25 protein-coding genes are annotated in these 17971 nt (G+C 62.5%); 3 read left to right on the forward strand and 22 right to left on the reverse strand.

Features of this window, described 5'->3' with window-relative positions:
• From HU720_RS02975 to arsH, 3 genes are all read left to right on the forward strand, one after another.
• Nucleotides 1–471, forward strand: a 471-nt coding sequence (locus HU720_RS02975) for an ArsB/NhaD family transporter (RefSeq protein ID WP_272968627.1), incomplete at its 5' end; no start/stop codon positions are given.
• Nucleotides 472–498: 27 nt separating this feature from the next.
• A complete protein-coding gene (locus tag HU720_RS02980; RefSeq protein ID WP_186517115.1) occupies nucleotides 499–969 on the forward strand; it encodes an arsenate reductase ArsC in 471 nt (156 codons plus the stop codon).
• Between the two features lie 12 nt (nucleotides 970–981).
• Nucleotides 982–1683, forward strand: a complete 702-nt coding sequence (arsH, locus tag HU720_RS02985; protein ID WP_186517116.1) for an arsenical resistance protein ArsH — start codon at nucleotides 982–984, stop codon at nucleotides 1681–1683.
• Between the two features lie 367 nt (nucleotides 1684–2050).
• Here the strand turns inward: arsH and HU720_RS02990 are convergent, their stop codons facing one another.
• The 22 genes from HU720_RS02990 to HU720_RS03095 form a co-directional block, all read right to left on the reverse strand.
• Nucleotides 2051–2278, reverse strand: coding sequence for a hypothetical protein (locus HU720_RS02990; RefSeq protein WP_186517117.1), 228 nt, complete (start codon nucleotides 2276–2278; stop codon nucleotides 2051–2053).
• Nucleotides 2279–2330: 52 nt separating this feature from the next.
• The gene (locus HU720_RS02995) at nucleotides 2331–3125 is read right to left on the reverse strand and encodes a DNA adenine methylase (RefSeq protein ID WP_186517118.1); all 795 of its coding nucleotides are present in this window, start codon (nucleotides 3123–3125) and stop codon (nucleotides 2331–2333) included.
• 151 nt (nucleotides 3126–3276) lie between these two features.
• Nucleotides 3277–3819 (reverse strand): lysis system i-spanin subunit Rz, encoded by a 543-nt coding sequence (locus HU720_RS03000; protein ID WP_186517306.1) that lies wholly within the window; start codon nucleotides 3817–3819, stop codon nucleotides 3277–3279.
• Nucleotides 3819–4370, reverse strand: a complete 552-nt coding sequence (locus tag HU720_RS03005; protein ID WP_186517119.1) for a glycoside hydrolase family 19 protein — start codon at nucleotides 4368–4370, stop codon at nucleotides 3819–3821. Before HU720_RS03005 ends, HU720_RS03000 begins: the two co-directional genes overlap by 1 nt.
• Nucleotides 4371–4393: 23 nt before the next feature.
• Nucleotides 4394–5446 (reverse strand): contractile injection system protein, VgrG/Pvc8 family, encoded by a 1053-nt coding sequence (locus tag HU720_RS03010; RefSeq protein ID WP_186517120.1) that lies wholly within the window; start codon nucleotides 5444–5446, stop codon nucleotides 4394–4396.
• 54 nt (nucleotides 5447–5500) lie between these two features.
• A complete protein-coding gene (locus HU720_RS03015; RefSeq protein WP_186517122.1) occupies nucleotides 5501–5707 on the reverse strand; it encodes a tail protein X in 207 nt (68 codons plus the stop codon).
• Nucleotides 5682–6521 (reverse strand): phage tail protein, encoded by an 840-nt coding sequence (locus tag HU720_RS03020; RefSeq protein WP_186517124.1) that lies wholly within the window; start codon nucleotides 6519–6521, stop codon nucleotides 5682–5684. The genes HU720_RS03015 and HU720_RS03020 overlap by 26 nt, the downstream gene beginning before the upstream one ends.
• Before the next feature lie 9 nt (nucleotides 6522–6530).
• Complete coding sequence (locus HU720_RS03025; RefSeq protein ID WP_186517126.1) at nucleotides 6531–9299, reverse strand: phage tail tape measure protein; 2769 nt, start codon at nucleotides 9297–9299, stop codon at nucleotides 6531–6533.
• Between the two features lie 131 nt (nucleotides 9300–9430).
• A complete protein-coding gene (locus tag HU720_RS03030) occupies nucleotides 9431–9727 on the reverse strand; it encodes a phage tail assembly protein (RefSeq protein ID WP_186517128.1) in 297 nt (98 codons plus the stop codon).
• A gap of 30 nt (nucleotides 9728–9757) precedes the next feature.
• Entirely contained in the window at nucleotides 9758–10267 is a 510-nt protein-coding gene (locus HU720_RS03035; RefSeq protein WP_186517129.1) for a phage major tail tube protein, read from the reverse strand.
• Between the two features lie 12 nt (nucleotides 10268–10279).
• Nucleotides 10280–11446: a phage tail sheath family protein gene (locus HU720_RS03040; RefSeq protein WP_186517130.1), complete on the reverse strand. Its 1167-nt coding sequence runs from the start codon at nucleotides 11444–11446 to the stop codon at nucleotides 10280–10282.
• Nucleotides 11447–11528: 82 nt separating this feature from the next.
• A complete protein-coding gene (locus tag HU720_RS03045) occupies nucleotides 11529–11978 on the reverse strand; it encodes a phage tail assembly chaperone (protein ID WP_238337602.1) in 450 nt (149 codons plus the stop codon).
• Nucleotides 11975–12745, reverse strand: coding sequence for a hypothetical protein (locus tag HU720_RS03050; RefSeq protein WP_186517131.1), 771 nt, complete (start codon nucleotides 12743–12745; stop codon nucleotides 11975–11977). The genes HU720_RS03045 and HU720_RS03050 overlap by 4 nt, the downstream gene beginning before the upstream one ends.
• Complete coding sequence (locus HU720_RS24190) at nucleotides 12745–13842, reverse strand: phage tail protein (RefSeq protein WP_238337603.1); 1098 nt, start codon at nucleotides 13840–13842, stop codon at nucleotides 12745–12747. The genes HU720_RS03050 and HU720_RS24190 overlap by 1 nt, the downstream gene beginning before the upstream one ends.
• Nucleotides 13835–14446 carry a phage tail protein I gene (locus tag HU720_RS03060; protein WP_186517132.1) on the reverse strand — a complete coding sequence of 204 codons (612 nt, stop codon included), beginning with the start codon at nucleotides 14444–14446 and terminating at the stop codon, nucleotides 13835–13837. The genes HU720_RS24190 and HU720_RS03060 overlap by 8 nt, the downstream gene beginning before the upstream one ends.
• Before the next feature lies 1 nt (nucleotide 14447).
• Complete coding sequence (locus HU720_RS03065) at nucleotides 14448–15329, reverse strand: baseplate J/gp47 family protein (RefSeq protein ID WP_186517133.1); 882 nt, start codon at nucleotides 15327–15329, stop codon at nucleotides 14448–14450.
• The gene (locus HU720_RS03070; protein ID WP_186517135.1) at nucleotides 15326–15652 is read right to left on the reverse strand and encodes a GPW/gp25 family protein; all 327 of its coding nucleotides are present in this window, start codon (nucleotides 15650–15652) and stop codon (nucleotides 15326–15328) included. Before HU720_RS03070 ends, HU720_RS03065 begins: the two co-directional genes overlap by 4 nt.
• 2 nt (nucleotides 15653–15654) lie before the next feature.
• A complete protein-coding gene (locus HU720_RS03075; RefSeq protein ID WP_186517137.1) occupies nucleotides 15655–15876 on the reverse strand; it encodes a hypothetical protein in 222 nt (73 codons plus the stop codon).
• 41 nt (nucleotides 15877–15917) lie between these two features.
• A complete protein-coding gene (locus tag HU720_RS03080; protein WP_186517139.1) occupies nucleotides 15918–16541 on the reverse strand; it encodes a phage baseplate assembly protein V in 624 nt (207 codons plus the stop codon).
• Nucleotides 16538–17005 (reverse strand): hypothetical protein, encoded by a 468-nt coding sequence (locus HU720_RS03085; RefSeq protein ID WP_186517141.1) that lies wholly within the window; start codon nucleotides 17003–17005, stop codon nucleotides 16538–16540. The genes HU720_RS03080 and HU720_RS03085 overlap by 4 nt, the downstream gene beginning before the upstream one ends.
• Nucleotides 16992–17660, reverse strand: a complete 669-nt coding sequence (locus tag HU720_RS03090) for a hypothetical protein (RefSeq protein ID WP_186517143.1) — start codon at nucleotides 17658–17660, stop codon at nucleotides 16992–16994. The genes HU720_RS03085 and HU720_RS03090 overlap by 14 nt, the downstream gene beginning before the upstream one ends.
• On the reverse strand, nucleotides 17657–17971 hold the full coding sequence (locus HU720_RS03095) for a hypothetical protein (protein WP_186517145.1): 315 nt from the start codon (nucleotides 17969–17971) through the stop codon (nucleotides 17657–17659). Before HU720_RS03095 ends, HU720_RS03090 begins: the two co-directional genes overlap by 4 nt.

The raw sequence follows: 17971 nt of genomic DNA on the forward strand, positions 1-17971 counted from the left end.
CGCCGGGTACTGCGCGAAGCGCCCTGGCAGGTGGTGATCTTCTCTCTTGGCATGTACTTGGTGGTCTACGGGCTGAAAAATGCCGGCCTCACCGAGATGCTCACCCACCTGCTGAACCGTCTTGCTCAGCAAGGGCTGTGGAGTGCCACCATCGGCACCGGGTTGATTGCTGCATTGTTGTCCTCAGTCATGAACAACATGCCAAGCGTGCTGATCGGCGCCTTGTCTATCGAGGCCAGCGAGGCGCAAGGGCTGGTGCGTGAGGCGATGATCTACGCCAACGTCATCGGCTGCGACCTCGGCCCGAAAATCACCCCTATCGGCAGCCTCGCCACGCTGCTCTGGCTGCACGTGCTGGAGCGCAAAGGCATGCACATCACCTGGGGTTACTACTTCAAGGTCGGCATCCTGCTGACGCTGCCGGTTCTGTTGATCACCCTTTCGGCCCTGGCATTGCGCCTGAGCCTCTGACATCCGCCACGAAGCGGAGGAGCCCCAATGCGAGTCCTGTTCATGTGCACGGCCAACAGTTGCCGCAGCATCCTTTCCGAGGCCATGTTCAATCACCTGGCGCCTCACGGATTTGAAGCCGTCAGTTCCGGCAGTTTTCCGAAGGGCCAAGTGTTGCCTCGCAGCCTGACCACCTTGCAGCATGCCGGCATCTCGACCGATGGGCTGAGCAGCAAGGGCAATGACGCGTTCGAGGGCTGCCCTCCTGATATCGTCATCACCGTGTGCGACAAGGCTGCCGGCGAAGCTTGCCCGGTGTATTTCGGCCCTGCACTGAAGTCGCACTGGGGGCTGGAGGATCCGTCCGATGTCGTGGCTGACGAGGCGTCGGTCGACGCAGCATTCCGCGCCACGCTGGCCCACATCGAGGCTCGCTGCCAGGCCTTCTTCGCACTGCCTTTCGATCACCTTGACCGCGAGCAGCTCAAGCATGAGCTGGATCGCATCGGTACGCTCTGAGCAGGAGGAAACATGTCCGAGCAACTGCATAATCTCGACCTCGCGCTGTTCGATGTGCCGCCCGCGGCAACCCGTTCAAGCGAACACAAACCACGCATCCTGCTGCTGTACGGATCAACCCGCGAACGCTCCTTCAGTCGCTTGCTGGTGGAAGAAGCCGCACGCCTGCTGGAGCACTTCGGTGCCGAGACGCGGGTGTTCAATCCATCAGGCCTGCCGCTGCCTGACGATGTACCTGTCGAGCACCCGAAGGTGCAGGAATTGCGTGATCTGGTGCAGTGGTCGGAAGGCCAGGTCTGGTGCTCGCCAGAGCGGCATGGCGCGATGTCTGCGGTTTTCAAGGCACAGATCGACTGGGTCCCCCTAGCACTGGGAGCGCTTCGCCCTACACAAGGCAAGACGCTGGCGGTCATGCAGGTATGTGGCGGCTCGCAGTCGTTCAACGTGGTCAATCAACTGAGGGTGCTTGGCCGCTGGATGCGGATGTTCACCATCCCGAACCAGTCTTCGGTACCCAAGGCCTACCTGGAGTTCGACGACGCAGGGCGAATGAAGCCTTCGCCGTATTACGATCGTATGGTGGATGTCATGGAAGAACTGGTGAAGTTCACCATGCTGCTGCGTGACCGCCAGGACTTCCTGGTGGATCGGTATTCGGAGCGCAAGGAAAACGCCGAGCAGCTATCTGCTCGTGTGAACCAACGCTCGATCTAAGGCTATGCCCAGAATGTCCGCCATGGGTCGAAAGCGGATCGTCGCCCTAAAACCGAAGCACATCCTGATTGTGCTGGAGTATCAACGTCGAAAGGCCATCAAGCCCCTGACATCAGGGCTTGAGGGCCTTCTTACATTCCTGCATCTGCGTCACTGTTTGGCATAGGTTGGCATCAAATGGCGTGTGGATTGCCCCATTTTTGCCCCACTGCAGCCAGATCTTGCGCGGGAATGGATTGGCTGCGGCATGCCCAGGCTGGGTGGATCGCACTCAACCGGAGAGAACCGGTCGAAGCCTTTGACGGGTACCCTCCGGAAATTCCGTCGGAAACGTTCGAAGGCAAGGGCCTAAACTGATCCAGCATGCTCAGTGACGCGTGAGCGGCTGATGACCCAGCGCGTACAATTGATAGTCGCTCACAGCCTGATAGGCCGACTCGGCCATCAAACGTAGGCGTTCGACTTGCTCAGGCGGCGCACCAGCTGTCTGCGCCTCGTGGTACTGGCGCAGAGCTGAGATTGCTTCACGCATCAGCGGCTCCCCCGCCTCAACCATTCCTTGGATTGTTCGCTTCACAAATTCGACCCCACTCATCAACGCCCGCTTCGACTACCGGGCACCATCAGGAACGAGCGGCAGCCCAAGATCAGAATAGCTGACCGAGGCCTTCATGCTCCCAATTCATGATTACCAACTCGCTGGTGACGTCGGCCTTGCCGTGCCGCTGGTTGGCCGTGGTGTAGCGAATATCTAGGCACTCGAAGTGGAAGCCGTCGAAGGCCCGCCGGATATCAGGGTGGTCGTTGATGCTGACCATCACCCTACCCTTGCAGCGGCGCATGAAGTCGGCCATGCGCTCGTACTCCTCGAACGGGAAGTCGACGCCGTAGCCGGCGGTCTGCCAGTACGGCGGATCCATGTAGAAAAACGTGTGGGCTCGATCATAGCGCTCAGCACAGGTGAGCCAGGGAAGGTTTTCGACATAGGTGCCGGCTAGACGCTGCCATGCCGATGACAGGTTCTCCTCGATGCGCAGCAGGTTGATGGCCGGCCCAGTAGTGGCGGTACCGAACGTCTGCCCGGTGACCTTGCCACCGAAGGCGTGCTGCTGCAGGTAGAAGAAACGGGCGGCGCGCTGTATGTCCGTAAGCGTCTCGGGGCGGGTCATCTTCTGCCACTCGAAGATCTGGCGCGAGCTCAGCGCCCATTTGAACTGGCGGACGAACTCCTCCAGGTGGTTCTGCACCACCCGGTAGAGCGTGACCAGGTCGCCGTTGAGGTCGTTGAGCACCTCCACCGGCGCAGGCTGGGGGCGCATGAAGTACAACGCGGCACCGCCGGCGAATACTTCGACATAGCATTCGTGAGGGGGAAAGAGAGGGATCAAGCGGTCGGCCAGGCGGCGTTTGCCACCCATCCAGGGAACGATAGGAGAGGTCATAGTTTGCAAGTCTTTACTGTATGGATAGACAGGTTTTAGGCTCGCCGCGCTTTGTGCACAAGGCAGAGGCCGCGGCTGGACTTGCAGGAAGGGTCTGCGGGTTCGGTGGGCCGGGCTGGATGTTGACGCATCCTCCCGGCTCGCCTCTTTACTACTTCGTGACTTCGCGTACGTAGGCCTGACAGGCCTTGAGCGCGATCATTCCTTGATCGCCTTCGTCGGTGATGGCGATAATTCTTCGAGCATGCGCTGGGTCAAGTTGGGTGCGTATGGCTCCAGCCACCACGCTTCCGGCGCCGGCGGCTTCTCGCACCCTACCGCCACAACCCTGGGCGGCAATGGTTCCGGCGTCGACCAGGACTGACAACCGCACATCAGCAGTAGCAAGCCGGTCGCGCAGGCGAGCCTGAGCTTGTTGAGCATCGTTCATCTCCTTCCAGTGATTTTGATTTTGCTGCTGCAGGCGGTCTTCCAGGTCACGCCGGGCATCCTGTTGCAGCGCCAACTGATCGAGGGCGGCACCAGCCGCAGCTTCACGCTCACTGCTGTACGCCGAGTCTTTTTGCGCAAGCTGCTGCTCGTATTCGGCCGCTTGTGTGGCCAGCTCGTTGGCCTGCCACACCCAAGCCAGGCGGGCGCCCACTGCCAAGCCAAGCACCAGGGCAAGCAACGCCCACCGCGCCCCGAGCGAAATCAAAGCAGCACCTGCTCAGCACGCTTGTAGATCGCCAGCCGGTCGTCGAGCCCGTTGAGCCCACCATTGATGCGGCGGGTGATGGTCTCGAACGCCGAAGGGCCTTTGTCCGCGAGCGAGTTGAGGCTCGCTTGGTGCCAAAACCACCCGGCCGAATCAGCAGCATGCTCGGGCTGCTCCAGCAGCTCAGGGTGGGCCAGCAGGTCGAGGCCCAGGGCCTCGCCGCAGCGCTGGTAGTTGGCGTAACCGGTGACCTGAATCAGCCCCCGGCCGCGGTATTTCTGGCCGTCGCCGTCGGCCTCGGGCGTGTTGCCCAGCCGCGCTGCCAGTTTGCCGGTGTCATACTTGGCCAAATACTGGTCGTTGCCCAGCTCACGGACGTAACGCAATTGGCCGGACTCATGCCCCACCTGAGCGAGGAAGGCTCGCTTACGCAGCGGGGTGACAATGCCCCACTTCACCATGGCCACGTTGAGGGCAGGAAGAAAAACGCCGGCTTGTGCGCCGGCGTTGGGGAGGATCTGCTGCAGCTGTTTGAGGGTGACAGTCATCTTGAATCTCCTGTATTGGCCGCTCAGGCCGGTTTCACGTCGACCACCTTCAGTGGTTTGTCTGTTTTCTTTTTCTTGCCCTTGGCTTTCGCCTTGCCCTTTTTGCCGCCGTTGCACTCCACCGCCGTCGTCCAGCCCGAGGCGTCGAACGTCTGCTCGACGCTATCGACTAGGTACTCGCCGTCCAGGCCGATCTTGAAGCCTTGTGCGTTAATCACCCGTTCAGCGAACAGGTCTGAGCGCCCCGCCATCTGCAGGCGAACACCGGCAGTGGTTCGGTTGAACGCGGCCAGCTTGGCCTTGGCGGCCTGCTCTGCCGCAGTCTTGTCGGGATAAATGTGTCGGTCGGTGTGCACCGCCGGAAGGTTACTGGGGGCGTCTTCGTTGTCGAGCTCGACCACCTTCAACTTGCCGGTCTTCTTGTCCTGGTGCTGAGTCTTCACCGCCTTCTGCGCGCTACGATCGCCGAGGCGGAATTGCCAGCGGCTCACATCGGCGGGGGTGATCTTGATCGCGCCAAAGGCCTTGCCGCTGGCACTCACGCTGGCCTCGCGTGGCATCACCAGCAGCTTGCCGTCGGCCACCTTCGCTGTGCAGTCGTACTGCTTGGCCAGCCGCGTGATGAAGTTGAAGTCCGATTCGTTGCGCTGGTCGACCCGTTCAACCTTCGTCTGTACCGGGCAAGCCGGCTGCCATCCGTTGCGGGCAGCGACGTCGCGCACGATCTGCGCTAGCGGCACGTTTTCCCAGCTGCCGCTACGCGTCGTCTTGCCTGTGCCGCGCATGTCGCTGGCCTTGCCCCGGATGACAATCGTCCTGGGCGGACCTGAAACCTCGATCTCGTCGACCGTGTAGCGGCCCAGGCGCGCCAAGGCGCTGCCGGAATAGCCCATGTAAACCTCGATACCGTGGCCACGCGCGGGCAAAGCCACTGCGGCGTCCCGGTCATCGATGCGCAGCTCGAACTCGTCGGAGTCCATCCCCGGCTTGTCGGTTGTCCGCAGCAACAGCAACCGGTCATTGATCAACGTCGTGATGTCCCTGCCATCCGCGACGATGCGAAACGTAGGCCGCATACGGTCTCCAGAATGAAGAAGCCCCGCACTGGGCGGGGCTTGTGGGTGATGGGGTCAGCCCCACAACAGCACCGTCTCAATCGACGGTGCCGGTAGATCCGGCAAGTGGATGATGACCCCAGCCCGGTAGGGTTGCGGCTCGTCCGACAGGCCCTGATTCGCATCCATCACCAACTCGACGGTGCCATTAAGGTGCCCGTAGTGCTGGTAACACACGGTGTCGAGCAGGTCCCCGTCAGACGTTCTGCATGTCTTCGCCATACTTCACGAACTCCAGTGAGAACCCTTGTTTACGCGGGATGCCCCCAGCCAGCAGGGCACTCTGCTCTTCGTCGATGCTGGTCAAGCACCAGGTGCCGAGCACATCGCCGTAACCGGTGATCAGCGTCATCGGCTGCAGCTGGCGGATGATCGTCCTAAGCGTGTCCAACTGCTTCAACCCACCCTTGAAGCCTGGATAGATCGCGCCCTTGAGCGACAGTTTGTCCTCGCCGTGGCCCACACCCTGTTGCGCGATGTCGCGGGTCAGTCGCTCCTGCGCCGCCCAACGTGCCGACGTCTGCCGCCTCAGCTCATCGAACGCCGCAGTGTTCAGGTTGAAGTAGTACGGCTGGGCCTTGGCATCGAGCGGCTGCATGATCAGCAGGTGCGGGAACGGCTGCACCGCCTCGGCCGCAGGCGTTGCACCTGCAGCACTGGTCGGAAAAATGTCACCTAGGGCCGGGCTGAGGCCGCCTGCGATACGGTTGATCGCCGCCGCGGCCTTGCTGGCCTGCTCCCGCAATGCCCCCAACCGCTCCTGCACCGCCGACGCCCCGGTCACCACCTGGCTGTAGGTCGAGGCGACCCGCCCGACAACAGACTGCGCGGCACTGATCGCCCGCATCGTCCGCTGCAGCTTGCCGCCGATAGCCGGACCAATAACGGGTAGCCCTTCCAGCTCAGCGGCCGCGCCACTCATGTCGCTGACGGCACCGTTGAGCGGCCCGAGCATGCCGTCGAGGCTGGAGCGGCCAGCCTCCCCCGCCGCAATCAACTCCGCTAGCGTCGACTGCATGGACTCCATGTAGGCCATGGCACCTCCTTAAAGATGGGGTTCGTCGAACAACTGCCCTGCCGCCTGCCGAGACAGCCCCTCCTGCGACCAGCTCTCCCAGCTTCGGCGGATCAGTGCCTCAAGTGTGCTGAAGACCTGCTGCGGATCCTTGACGTCGCCTTGGACCGTGATCGGCATGTTGGGCATGTAGGAGAACTGCTGGTCGACCCTAGGCGGATCACCTTTAGGTTTGGCCTGCTCAAGCGCCTGGGCGACCACCGGGGCGGTCGGCGCCGGAGCTGCAGCCGCGATTGAGCGAGCCACATCCCCAGGCTCAGGCGCTTTCTCGGTTTTGGCGGGAGCCTCATCCTCACCGAACAGCTTGAGCCCGAGGAAACCGCCCAATTCTTCACCCCCCATACCTCCCAGCACCGCGCCGATCAAACTGCCGATAGCACTACCGACAACCGGCACAACCGAACCAATGGCTGCCCCCGCCGATGCGCCGGCCATTGATCCAGCCAAACCGCCCGCTGCTCGACCGTAGCCCTCAGCCTTCTCGTTCTGCGTCTCCGCAGTCGTCGCCGTGTCGTACACTTTCATCCCAAAGTCCAGGACGTTGCCGCCAGGCAGCTTCTTCGCAAGCTTTGAGACCAGGCCAGACGCCTTGCCCATCAGGCCGGTCTCAGCCAGCGCCGGCGCAAGCGTTTCTGCCCTGCCGAGTAGAGACGTCGCGGTCGTTCCGATACGAGAGAGTCGAGAGGCGGGTGCCGGTACCGGCGCTGGTGCGGGGACCGGCGGGCGGGCCCTGGGCCTCGACGTCGAACTGCCAGAGCCACCCGCCCCCCGCGATCGGCGCCCACCGCGACGGCGGCGACGTCCGCGCGACTCGCCACCACCCATGCCTCCAAAGTCGCTGGCATTCACGACAAAGACCTTTTGCGGCTCAGCCGAGCCGCCATCCTCACCATCCTTCTCTTTCTCGGTGCGGAACAGGTCCAGCAGATCGAGGCCAATGTCCACGGGGTCCAGCCCGCCGGCCTTCTCTTCGCCCTCTGTCTCATAACCGTCGCCTTTGCCAGTGGCCGCGCGCACGCTTTTCTGGAACATGCTGATGACTTTGTTGCGTCCGCTTTCGTCCTCGTCGCCACCGCCCTCACCGTCTTCGGAGTTCGTCACGAAGACTTTCTGCACCTCATCCTTGTCTTTCGCAGCGCCAAGCAAACCACCGCGCGCCACATTGAGCATGCCCTTGCCAATCTTGAAGGCGCTGAACGCCGTCTTGATCGCGACAAACGCAGCAGCGACAGCTACTGCTCCGGCGACCAGCGTCTGCGAGCCGTCAGAAAGCTTGGTGAATGCGTTCGCGACGCTGGTGATGCCTTGGGCCAGTCGATCAGTGAAGGGGCGGATGGCATCGCCAATGCTGCGCATCGAGTCGTCGACCGCCTGCAGCGTTTCACGCCAGATCTGCGCCGACGTCTCACGACGCTCAGTCAGGTTCTGGTCGAGTATCCCTGTGGCTTTGGTCGAGTCATTCTTGAGCTGGGCATACAGCTCACGGTTCTGCGAATAGGCCGTGAGGGCCGCTTTAACCTGCATGTCCGCGAAGAGGTCGCCGGTGCGCAGCGACTTCTCCAACGCATCAAGGGCGGCCTTGGCTTTCTCCGGGTCAGCTTCCTTGCTGATGGACGCCTGGCCGTCTTTGATCTTCTTGGCCTTGGCCGGGTCCGTAGCCTCAACGTACTTCAACGCCAGCGCCATTGATGACTCAATCGTAGACATCCCTTTCTGGATGCCCGTGTTCAGTGACGCTTGATAGTCAATGCCCGCATCCTTGTAGGCTTTGACGATGTCACCCGAGCCGATCTTCTCGACCCAGTTTTTGAAGTTGTTCGCCGCTTCGTCCGAGCTGCCCGCAGTCTTCATCTGCACCTGCAGCATCGAGCCGAGCGACGTCACTGCATCAAGCCCAGTGCTGCCGGTCTTCTCCATCGATGCCAACAACTGGGGGAACCAGCGCGCCATGTCACTGGCCTCAAAGCTTCCCGCCTGGCCCTGGTAGGCGATAGCCTCCAGCGCCTGCTGCATCACGCGCGGGTCGGTGATTTTGGCGTTCTGCTGCAGCGCCTGAATCATCGACGCGGTATCGACGCCACTGGCGCCCTGCCCCACGGCAAACTTGGCCGCCACCGGCGCATACGAAAGCGCCTTGTCCAGCTCCATGCCGGCGCCGACGAGCTGGTTGACCAGGTCGGCCACATCATTGCGCGACATCCCCGTGTCTTGGGCAGTGTCGATGACCGTCCGGGTCAACTGGGCTTCTTCGGGCTTGTTCGCGATGCCAGCCTTGATCGCGATATCACGGATGATCGCCTGGTAATCCGCGCTGATCTTCGTCGGAATCGCCACCATGCCAGCGCCCACCGCAGCAGCGCCGATGTTCGACTTGAGCGATGCCTTGCCCGCTTCGATCTGCTGCCGGCCTTTCTGCTTCAGGTCCGCCGCTTTGGCTTCCCGGCCGAGCCGCTGGTACTCCCGAGCCAGGCGCCCGACCTCGACGCCCTGTTTTTTGAGGGCATCAAGGTTACCCTCAAGCCGGCGAAGCAGCCCCGATGCTGCAGCCGAGCCACTGTCATGGGCTTTCTTCCACTCATCCCTGAGTTTGATCGTCTCGCCGATGGTGTTCTTCAACACCTTGGCGTTCTTGCCTGCATCCTCGAGCTTTTTGATATGCCCTTTGGCGGTACCGAAAGCAGCATCCAGTGATGCTGCTACGGCGCCGCCGATTTCCAGCGCTATCGCCAGACGTGCCATGCGCTACCCTCCTGCAGGCTCAGTCCGTGAGCCACCAGACGGTGTCCGTCCAGGACATGGTTGAGATCTCTGCCGCCGAGAAACCCAGCTCTACGGCCAGCCGCTTGGCTAGCCGCTTCTGGGTCTGGGGGTCAAAGCTCGTCGTCTTGGACCAGACGAAAGTAGCCGGCCTGAACGCGGGTGTAGTCCTTCAGCGTCAGGCCTTCGAGGTCTTTCACACCGACCTCGGCGAGCGACGCGAACAGGTTCAGCTCGCGCTGCTCGTCGTCCCCCACGGTGGTGGTCTGTGCCGCACGGATATCGCGCACGGTGGGCGCACGAAGGCTCAGGTGATCCATCTGCACGCCGTTGAGTTCGGTCGGTTTGCTCAAGCGCACAGTGACACGATCGGCTTCGACGGTCAGGAAGGCGGGAGTTTTCTTGGTCATGGTGCTGTGTCCGTTTGATGAGAGGAAGAGTTACAAGCCCAGGGCGGCGCGCTGAGCAGCCAGTTGATCGACACCATCGATCACACGCTTCATGCCCAGGGCGTCGATCTCGTAGATCAGACGGCCATCGACTTCGAGCTTGTAGTAGGTCACGCCGACGCTGTACTTGATCTCGGCCTTGTCGCCGGGCTTCCAGTCGCCCATGTCGACTTCCTTGAGGGTGCCGCGCAGGGTGACCACCACAGGAGTGATGGCGCCCTTCAAGCCCTTGAACGCCCCCCGGAAGGTGCCGTTGAAGGCGGTACCGTCAGCCAGGCCGAAGAACTTCATCGCTTCGCGGCGCACGCCGGTGGTGGTGAAGGCGGCTTCCTGCTTTTCCATGCCTTGGTCCAGTTCGACCGGCAGGTCCATGCCACCACCGCGGTGCTCTTCCATCTTGAGGGTGAGCTTGGGCAGGGTCAGGCTGGGCACATCACCCTGGAAGCTCACGCCGTCTACGAAGAGGTTCAGGTTGGCCAGGGTCTGGGGAATCATTGCCATGCGATGCGCTCCTTAAGCGGCAGAGTCGAGGACTTCGGTCAACCACTGGTTGGTGACTTCAACGCGGAAGTTGGGGTTCTCAGCTGGGGGCACGTCGGTGAAGCGGATGTTCCAATACACCTTGCCCTGCTCCAGCTGGCTGGCGGTATTCAACGTCTCGTCGGCGAACACCTCGAAGTTGATAATTGCGCCCTGATTCTTCAGGTCGCGCATGAAGGCCTGCAGCCCTTCGGTCACGTCGTTGACGTAGGTGGCAGTGATCGAGCGGTCAACCGCCCATTTGTGGCCGTAGAGGATCGCGTCCATGACGATGTCCATGGTCCGCACACGGGTAACGAACGCCCACTTCGGATCGCTGGACAGAGTGCGGTTGCCCCACAGGCGGTAGCCGTCGTCGCGGATAATGGTGGTTACGTTGGCGTTGTTCAGCAGGTTGGCCCGGCAGGTCTCGTCGCCATCAAGGAACTCTATCGGGCGAGTAGTACCAGTGATGCCCACGAACTCCTTGTTTGACGGCGACGCCCAGAACCCGTACTCCTTGTCGGTCCAGGCGAACAGGCCAGCAACCCAGGCCGAGCTGGGGGCGTTGATCGTTGCGCTGGCATCCGTATCCCACATCTGCACGCCCGGATCGACCATGTAGGCACGCTTGGCACCGAACTCGCCTGCATAGGCGATGGCCGCCTCGTCGGTGGTGTTCGGGCCATCGATGATGGCGATGCCGCGCAGCTTGTCAGCCAAAGCCACCATGGCTGTGCCGACCGCCTGGGTCGAGCTGTGCTTCGGGGCAATGAGCAACCGCGGCTGGGCGTTGAACCGGCTCTTGCCATCGAGCAGCGCCTGCAGGCCGGTGCGCTTGCCGCTGGCCAACTGGCCGCCGATGATCGCCGACGTCTGCTCGGGCGCGTTGTCGACCTTGGCCACACCACAGGCAACAATGACTGCCTTGGCGCGGGTGTAGATGGCGCGGCAGGCTTTGGTGATCGCCGAGTTCTGCCCGAACGCTGCAACCGCCTCGCGCTCGCTGGTGATCAGCACCAGGTCGTTGGCCTTGGCCGCGGTCTCAGGGCCTTCGGTGAAGGTATCGACCAGACCTATGATCGAGGACGACGGCAGCGCGATGCTACGCGCGCCGGTGTCAATGTTGGTCACGGTGACGCCGTGAAAGAATCCGCTCATACAATCTCCAGATGTGAAAAGGCCCCGCAGAGCGAGGCCAATGGGTGCAGCAGGAATGAAAACGCCCCGTCAGTGCGGGGCGTTATGGGGTCTGTTCTGTAACCCAGGGCGGCGCCACGGGGCGCTGCTCGATGAGCGGGAAGGCCTCAGCCTGCGGCCAGTCGCGCAGCTGCTGCATGTACAGCAGCAACTCAGTGAACTGCTCGGCTGTCAGCGTGGTTTCGGCGCCGATATCCAGTTGGTCGCGGTGCCGGTCTCGCAGCCAGGTCACTGCCAGCAGCTCAGCATCGCGCCACTGACGCTCTGGCTCCTCTGCCGCAACTCCCTGCACTAACCCAGCAAGAACCTCGGGGATTTCAACCGGCTCAACAACCGCGGGGCGTAGCGTTTCGATAATTGCCGACACGCCAGCGGCATCCAGGGTCGAATCGCCGAGGACTTGCTGAGGTATGTAGTGATTGAGGATGGTCGCGCCCCAGTCGATGACCATGGTTTGCGAGCCGGCGTCTACGGATAGAACCTTAAAACTCATACGATGACCCCTTTCAGTCTTTCTGCCTCGCCACCGGCGATGATCGAGAGCACATGCCCGGCCCTATCAATTGCATACCCGCCTGCACCTGCGACCGACGTAACGGTAACGCCGGCTTCCCCGGGAGCTCCACCAGCACCACCTTGGTGTCCAGAGCTGTAGCGGCCGCCTGCACCACCGACGTCGTCGGTACCGGCGCCCGGCCGAGTAAAGGTGTAGGTGCTGTTCTGATACATCCCGCCTGCTGCGCCACCCGGCCGACCTGCACCTCCACCACCACCCGCATAGAGCGTCTGCGACAGGTAGCGCCACCCACCGCCGCCGCCGCCTCCGTAAACGAGGCCAGCTCGGTTATCCAGGGCAGTGTCGCACTCAAGCAGCAGAGCCCCCTTGCCCGGCCCTGCTGCCGCAGGATATGCGCCGGCACCACCAGCGCCACGGATTGCACCCTCATTGATGATGGTCAACGTTGATCCGGCGGGAAACACCCCCGTGCGCAACGCAAAACCCGAGGTACCGCCATACAGCGTGGCACGGTTAATGAACACATAGTGGCGTTTTCTGGTGGGGCTCCCCATAAGCTCGAATATGCTTGCGCCTGCCCGATCCAGCGTATTGATGAACACCACTTGTCGACGCCAAACCGTTCTCCAGCCGTCAGCTGTCAAGACGAAAAGCTCCTCGCCCTCGCGCCATCCGTCTGCAAGCTTCACGCTCGGCATCACGCCCGCGGCATATCCACCTTCAACCTTCACATGAAAATTCATCAAGGCACCTCGTACTGCAGCCACAAGGTGCCCACTACGCCATCATCAGCTGTAGGCGGGTTCGGCGAGTAAACAATCTTGCTTGCAGGAAAGGCATCAGTAATGCCGTACCCCGCGAGCGTGGTCGGATTGCTTCCCGATACGACCCGGCCATAGGCATCGACCTTCACCGAACGATAGGTGCCACTCTCCACGCCAGTGGGACCGCTGGCGGCGCCACCTCCCAATTGGAAGGCGGCACCGTCGTAGTTCAGGTCATACAAGACGCCGGCACGCAGGTCGCCAGGGGCCAAGTCGACCAAGCCGCCAACGCCCACCTTCTTCACTGCTACCGGCGCAAGGGCTCCGATCTTGGCGGTAACAGCACCCGTGTTCGTTTCCCCCGCCTGGAACTGGAAACGCTGGCCCGCAGAGAGGGCGGTTAGCACCGCCTCTGTGCTCTGCAGCTTGAGTACCAGGGCGTCAGCGCTGCCCGTTGCAACGCCAAGCCATGCCAGGGGCCCGGCAGACTTGGCCACGTCTGCTCGGCGGAGGTACTGCGTATGCGGGTCTGCAGCTTCGACGTGGGCTTTGAGCTGGTTACGTCCGTACAGCTCAGCAGCTTCGCTGGCCTTGTCGACGTAGTCACGGGTGGCCAAGACGATGCTCGGGTCGATCTTGAGGGTGATGTTGGCCACGTTGCCGAACACCACATGCATGCGAATGGTCTGGGTCCGCCCTGACCCCTGCACCAGCAACGGCTTGTAACTGGGTGGCGGCTTTGCCACGGCCACCAGGTTGCCGGCGGCATCCTCCAGGCCCAGCTCGCGGACCCACCACCCTCCAATCTCCGGCGGTAGCACCAGCTCGGCGACCAGCACTGAGGGGTCGGCTGGCGACTGAAACAGCGCGTTGAGCGGTGCCCGGTGCACCTGCCGCACAAGCCCGGCCTGGGTAGGCTTTGGCGTGGGATCAGGGGCCACTCCCGGCTCGCCACCGGCATCCCCGATAAGCATGTGTGTGATATTCCAAGGCAAGCCCAGCGCGGCGCTGTTAGCCTGCTGGGCCACGCCGACATTGGTCAGGAACCCACCGAATTGCGTGGTTGAGTTAGCCATTCAGATAAATTTCCAGTAGGTCAATTGTGTGGTCGGTCATCAGTTCGTAGGCGCCCACGCTGACATCGATGTCCGACGCCTCCCACGGGTACACCTCGATCACTTCGCCGTCGAAGCTGGGCGCGACTTGGTAAGCCGGCACGCGGGTCTCAAGGCTGATGTCCAAGCCGAGCATGTGCCGGCTGACGGGCCGGGCGTCATTAATCAACCGGGACAGCTCTTGGTAGGTGTCCTCGCTGATCCCGCCGTTCGAGACACCGACCTTCAGTGCGAAGGTGCCCCGTGGACCGGGAGGCTGCAGCTCCCACCACTCGTTGATTTCGATCAGATAGCCGAAAGGCTCGACCACCCGGCGCAGCGCGCCGATCGTCCCCTTGTAGGCATGGACGAAGAACGCCGAACGAATGACGGAACGCTTGACGGTTTCCGACCAGGTGTCGTCCCAGCGGTCTACCGACCAAGCCCAGGCCAGTTGGTACAGCAGGTGCGCCGGGCAAGTGTCCGGGCTGTACAAGGTGCGCAAGGGCACGTCGGTCACTTCGTCCGTGGCGTACTCGACGGCCCGCTCAAGCTGGGTGCTGTTCAGCGGTAGCAGGCTCGTCATGTCAGCTACCCCGCGTCACTGTCACACCCTCGCACCAGGCCGCCTGTGCCTTAGTGGGCGTGATGTTCTGCCATCCCACCAGCTCGACACGCTCGACGCCGGTGATGTGCAACTGGGCATCAATGCCCGATCGCACTACAGCGACGCCGAGCCGGCGGCGTGGGTTGACCCAGGCGTTCAAGCGACGCCGACACTCGGCCTGAATGGCCTCGTTTTCAGGCCCGGTACCGACCATGTAGACCAAAGCTTCGATGCGGTACGGCAGGATCTCGGCCGACTGAACCGTCAGCCGATCACCCAGCGGCCTCACATCGTCATCGCTCAGACGCCTGTCAACAGTGGCGAGCAGCTCGGGCGAGGCCTCCCCGTTTCCATCCAAGGCCAGCACCGTCACGACCACCTCGGCCGGGGCCGGGCTTTCTGCCGTGGCGTCTGCGACCAAACCCGAGGCATTGCGTGCGTGCAGGATGTAGCTGTTACGCGGCCCCGCCGTGGTCAGGCCCTCGTACACCAATTGCACCCGCTCGCGCAGCGCATCGTCGGCCTCCAGCACTTCCGCCACCGGCGGCACTGCATCCAGGTCCTCGGCTTGCACGACCAGACGTTCCAGGTTGACGTTGGCCGCCAGGTGGTCCAGATCGGCGCCGCGGGCGAATGCCAGCAGCAACGACTTGGCTGCGTCGTTCACCCGGCCACGGTTCTGCAGCTTGCGAAATGCACCCAGCTCCAGCAGCTTGGTGATCGGGTCGCTTTCAAGCAGCGCGTCCCAGTTGTCACCCATGTAGTCGCGAAAGCGCTGCAGTTCGTCGTCGTACACCCCTTCAAAGTCCAGGCTTTCCAGCACCTGCGGTACCGGCAGCTGGGCAAGATCCACTGTGCTCATACGCTCACCTCCACGACGGCGTCGTCGCCCAGGTACTGACCAGACAACTGCAGGCTGACTTGACCACCGAGGACTGCCACCACCCGCACCCGCTCAAGCTTCAACCGTGGTTCCCAGCGTCCAAGGGCGCGGGCAACTTCAGCCTGAACGGCGCTCTTCCACCCCTCGTTGACCGGCAAGTCGACGTAGCGGCGCAAGTTGCTGCCGTACTCCGGGCGCATCCGGCGACTACCAACGGCAGTACCCAGGATGTCCTCGATGGACTGCCGCAAGTGCGCCACGCCGCTGACTGGCTGACCCGTCCGGCGGTCCATACCGATCATGTTCAGGCCCCTTGTTCGACGAAGTCGGGACGGTTGCGCATGTAGTCGACGGCTAGCGTGTTGTCGCGGCGCACCTCGACGACGCCGCGCACGACCTCAAGTTCTACCCAGTTGGGCAGGAACAGCTTGCGACGATCATAGGTTTGGTCGACGAAGGTAATCGTCTCCCCCACCGGCTCCACAGGCACCAGGGCCTCGCCGGGGTCTTTCTCTGCCTTGGCCATAAACCCTCCAGCCGTAAAAAAGCCCGCACTAGGCGGGCTGGTCAGTGTTTGTGGTTTGCCGTGTTACCAGCGGTGTCGATGATTCGGCCACCGCCATTGATATCGCCGGTCACCGTTAGGGGGCCGTTGATGGTGACCTGCCCCGTCAGGGTAATCGTGTCGGCCTGGCCCACCAGGGTTGAGGCCTGCACCGTGACGCTTTGCGCCTTGGCCGTGATGCTGCTGGACTCGGCGGTGATCGCGTCGTCGGTTATCACCACCTTGCTACTGCCGACCTCAATCGTCACGGTGCCAGTGGGGAGCTTGATGGTGTAGCTCTTGGCCTGCCAGTCGTACACCAGCTCCCCACCATCATCGAAGCGCCACACCTCGACGTGGTCGCGATTGTCGGGCGGTGCGCCTGCATCCCCGTACAAGCCCGGCATAAAGGTGCCCTGCGCGGGGTTACCGCTCGGGCTGATCAGCACGCCCTGCTCGCCGATGCTGGGAATACGCCAGTGACGAGCCTTGCCGGCGGCCTGCGCATGCCAGCGCACCCAAGCGCTGGTCCAGTCGCCGCCGTCCGAAACCCGGACACGCGCAGCGCCTAGGTCGACTGCAACAACCACACACGGCAGCACCGTGTCGGCCAGCATGCGGTCATGTTGCGCAGAGACATAGCTCATGCTGAGCCCTCCCGTGGTTCAGGCCAGGGCCACTCCTCGACCCCGATGTAGATGACCTGTGTCCACTCCACCACCCAGACGGCATAACCATCCAGTTCAGGGCGGGTCCAGTCCTGTGCCGCCCGCACGAATTTGGCCGGTTCAGCTGGCACGCCCCAGGTTTGCATGCGCAGCAGAACGGTCAGTTGCGCTGCAGTGAAGGCCGCCATCCGCAGGCTATGCGGCTCCTCACCCGCCACAATCACCCGTGCCTCAAAGCGAACATCGATGCCGATTTCGCCTGTGCCCTGATCGGGACCAGGCTCCCATTCGGCCAGCTCTATCACCACGGCCGGTGGGTCGACACGATCCAAGCGATCAGGCATCGTGCCGACGTAACGCAGCGCGGGAATCGTTTCGGCGATGTGCCGCTCGATCGCCGCATACAAACCATCAAGCGGTATTGGATCGTCATCCTCGTCCACTACCCACCCTCCCCAGCAGTTTCTGCAGCTCGTAGTTGAGTTCTTGCTTCATGACCACCAGCAGACGCTGGTGGGCCTTTGCAGTCCACGACTCGAAATGGGGCTTTACGTCGTCCAGGGAAATCATGGCCTTAGCCAGCGGGAAGCGACTGCCGTTCTCGGCGATCCATCCCGAGCTAGGCCCACCGCCACCCGACACGTCGCTGCCTGGGTAGTCGCTTTCCTTGAAATGCTTGCTGGCCGTGCGGATCCAGATATCGGGCCGCCCGCCATAAACATTCTTGAAAAACGCCCCCTGGTAACGCCGGCCAGCAACAGAGACACCGGTGCGGGTTTGCCGTGCCCGACCAGCACGGCTGGCGGCGATCGGGTCCAGACCAAACCAAAGCTTGCCCTGGCCATTGCTGCCTACCGGGTAGGCCCGCAGGCGCTGCCGCACCGAAGCCACAGCGATGCGCTCCTGCAGGGCGACCGCGCGACCGACGTGGGTGCGCAGCCAGCGCAACGTCTTGTTGATGGCACGACGCTGGGCCTTGGCGATTGCCTTGGGCGCGAGCGCAGCAAACTCCTCGAACCCAGCCACCTGCTGCGGAATGGCCTGCAGTGTGATCATCCCGGTGGTGGCAGAGACTTTGCTGTAACTCCCGACGCTCATGCCGCTTTCCTCAGCACCAAGGCCACCAGACCGTCCCCGCCTGGTTCAACACTGGCGATCGTGTAGGTGCCTCCGCCGTCTTCTTTCGCCAAGTCGATTTCTACCCGCTGGCGGGTTTCAACGCCGGCGTTGTCCTTCACACGGATAACCAGGTGCGGCTCGCGCAGGGCCGTGGTGATGCGGCCGAGCTTCGGCTGCAGCCACGGCGCAGAGAACATCCCCAGCACCTCACGCCCCTCGATCAGAGCGCGATCGCCCAGGACATCGAACACCGTGTCGTCCACTTCGTCGATCAGGTCCCGGAAGGCCAT

Origin of the sequence: Pseudomonas sp. SWRI51 (assembly GCF_014268825.1) — a bacterium.
Lineage (GTDB): Bacteria > Pseudomonadota > Gammaproteobacteria > Pseudomonadales > Pseudomonadaceae > Aquipseudomonas > Aquipseudomonas farsensis.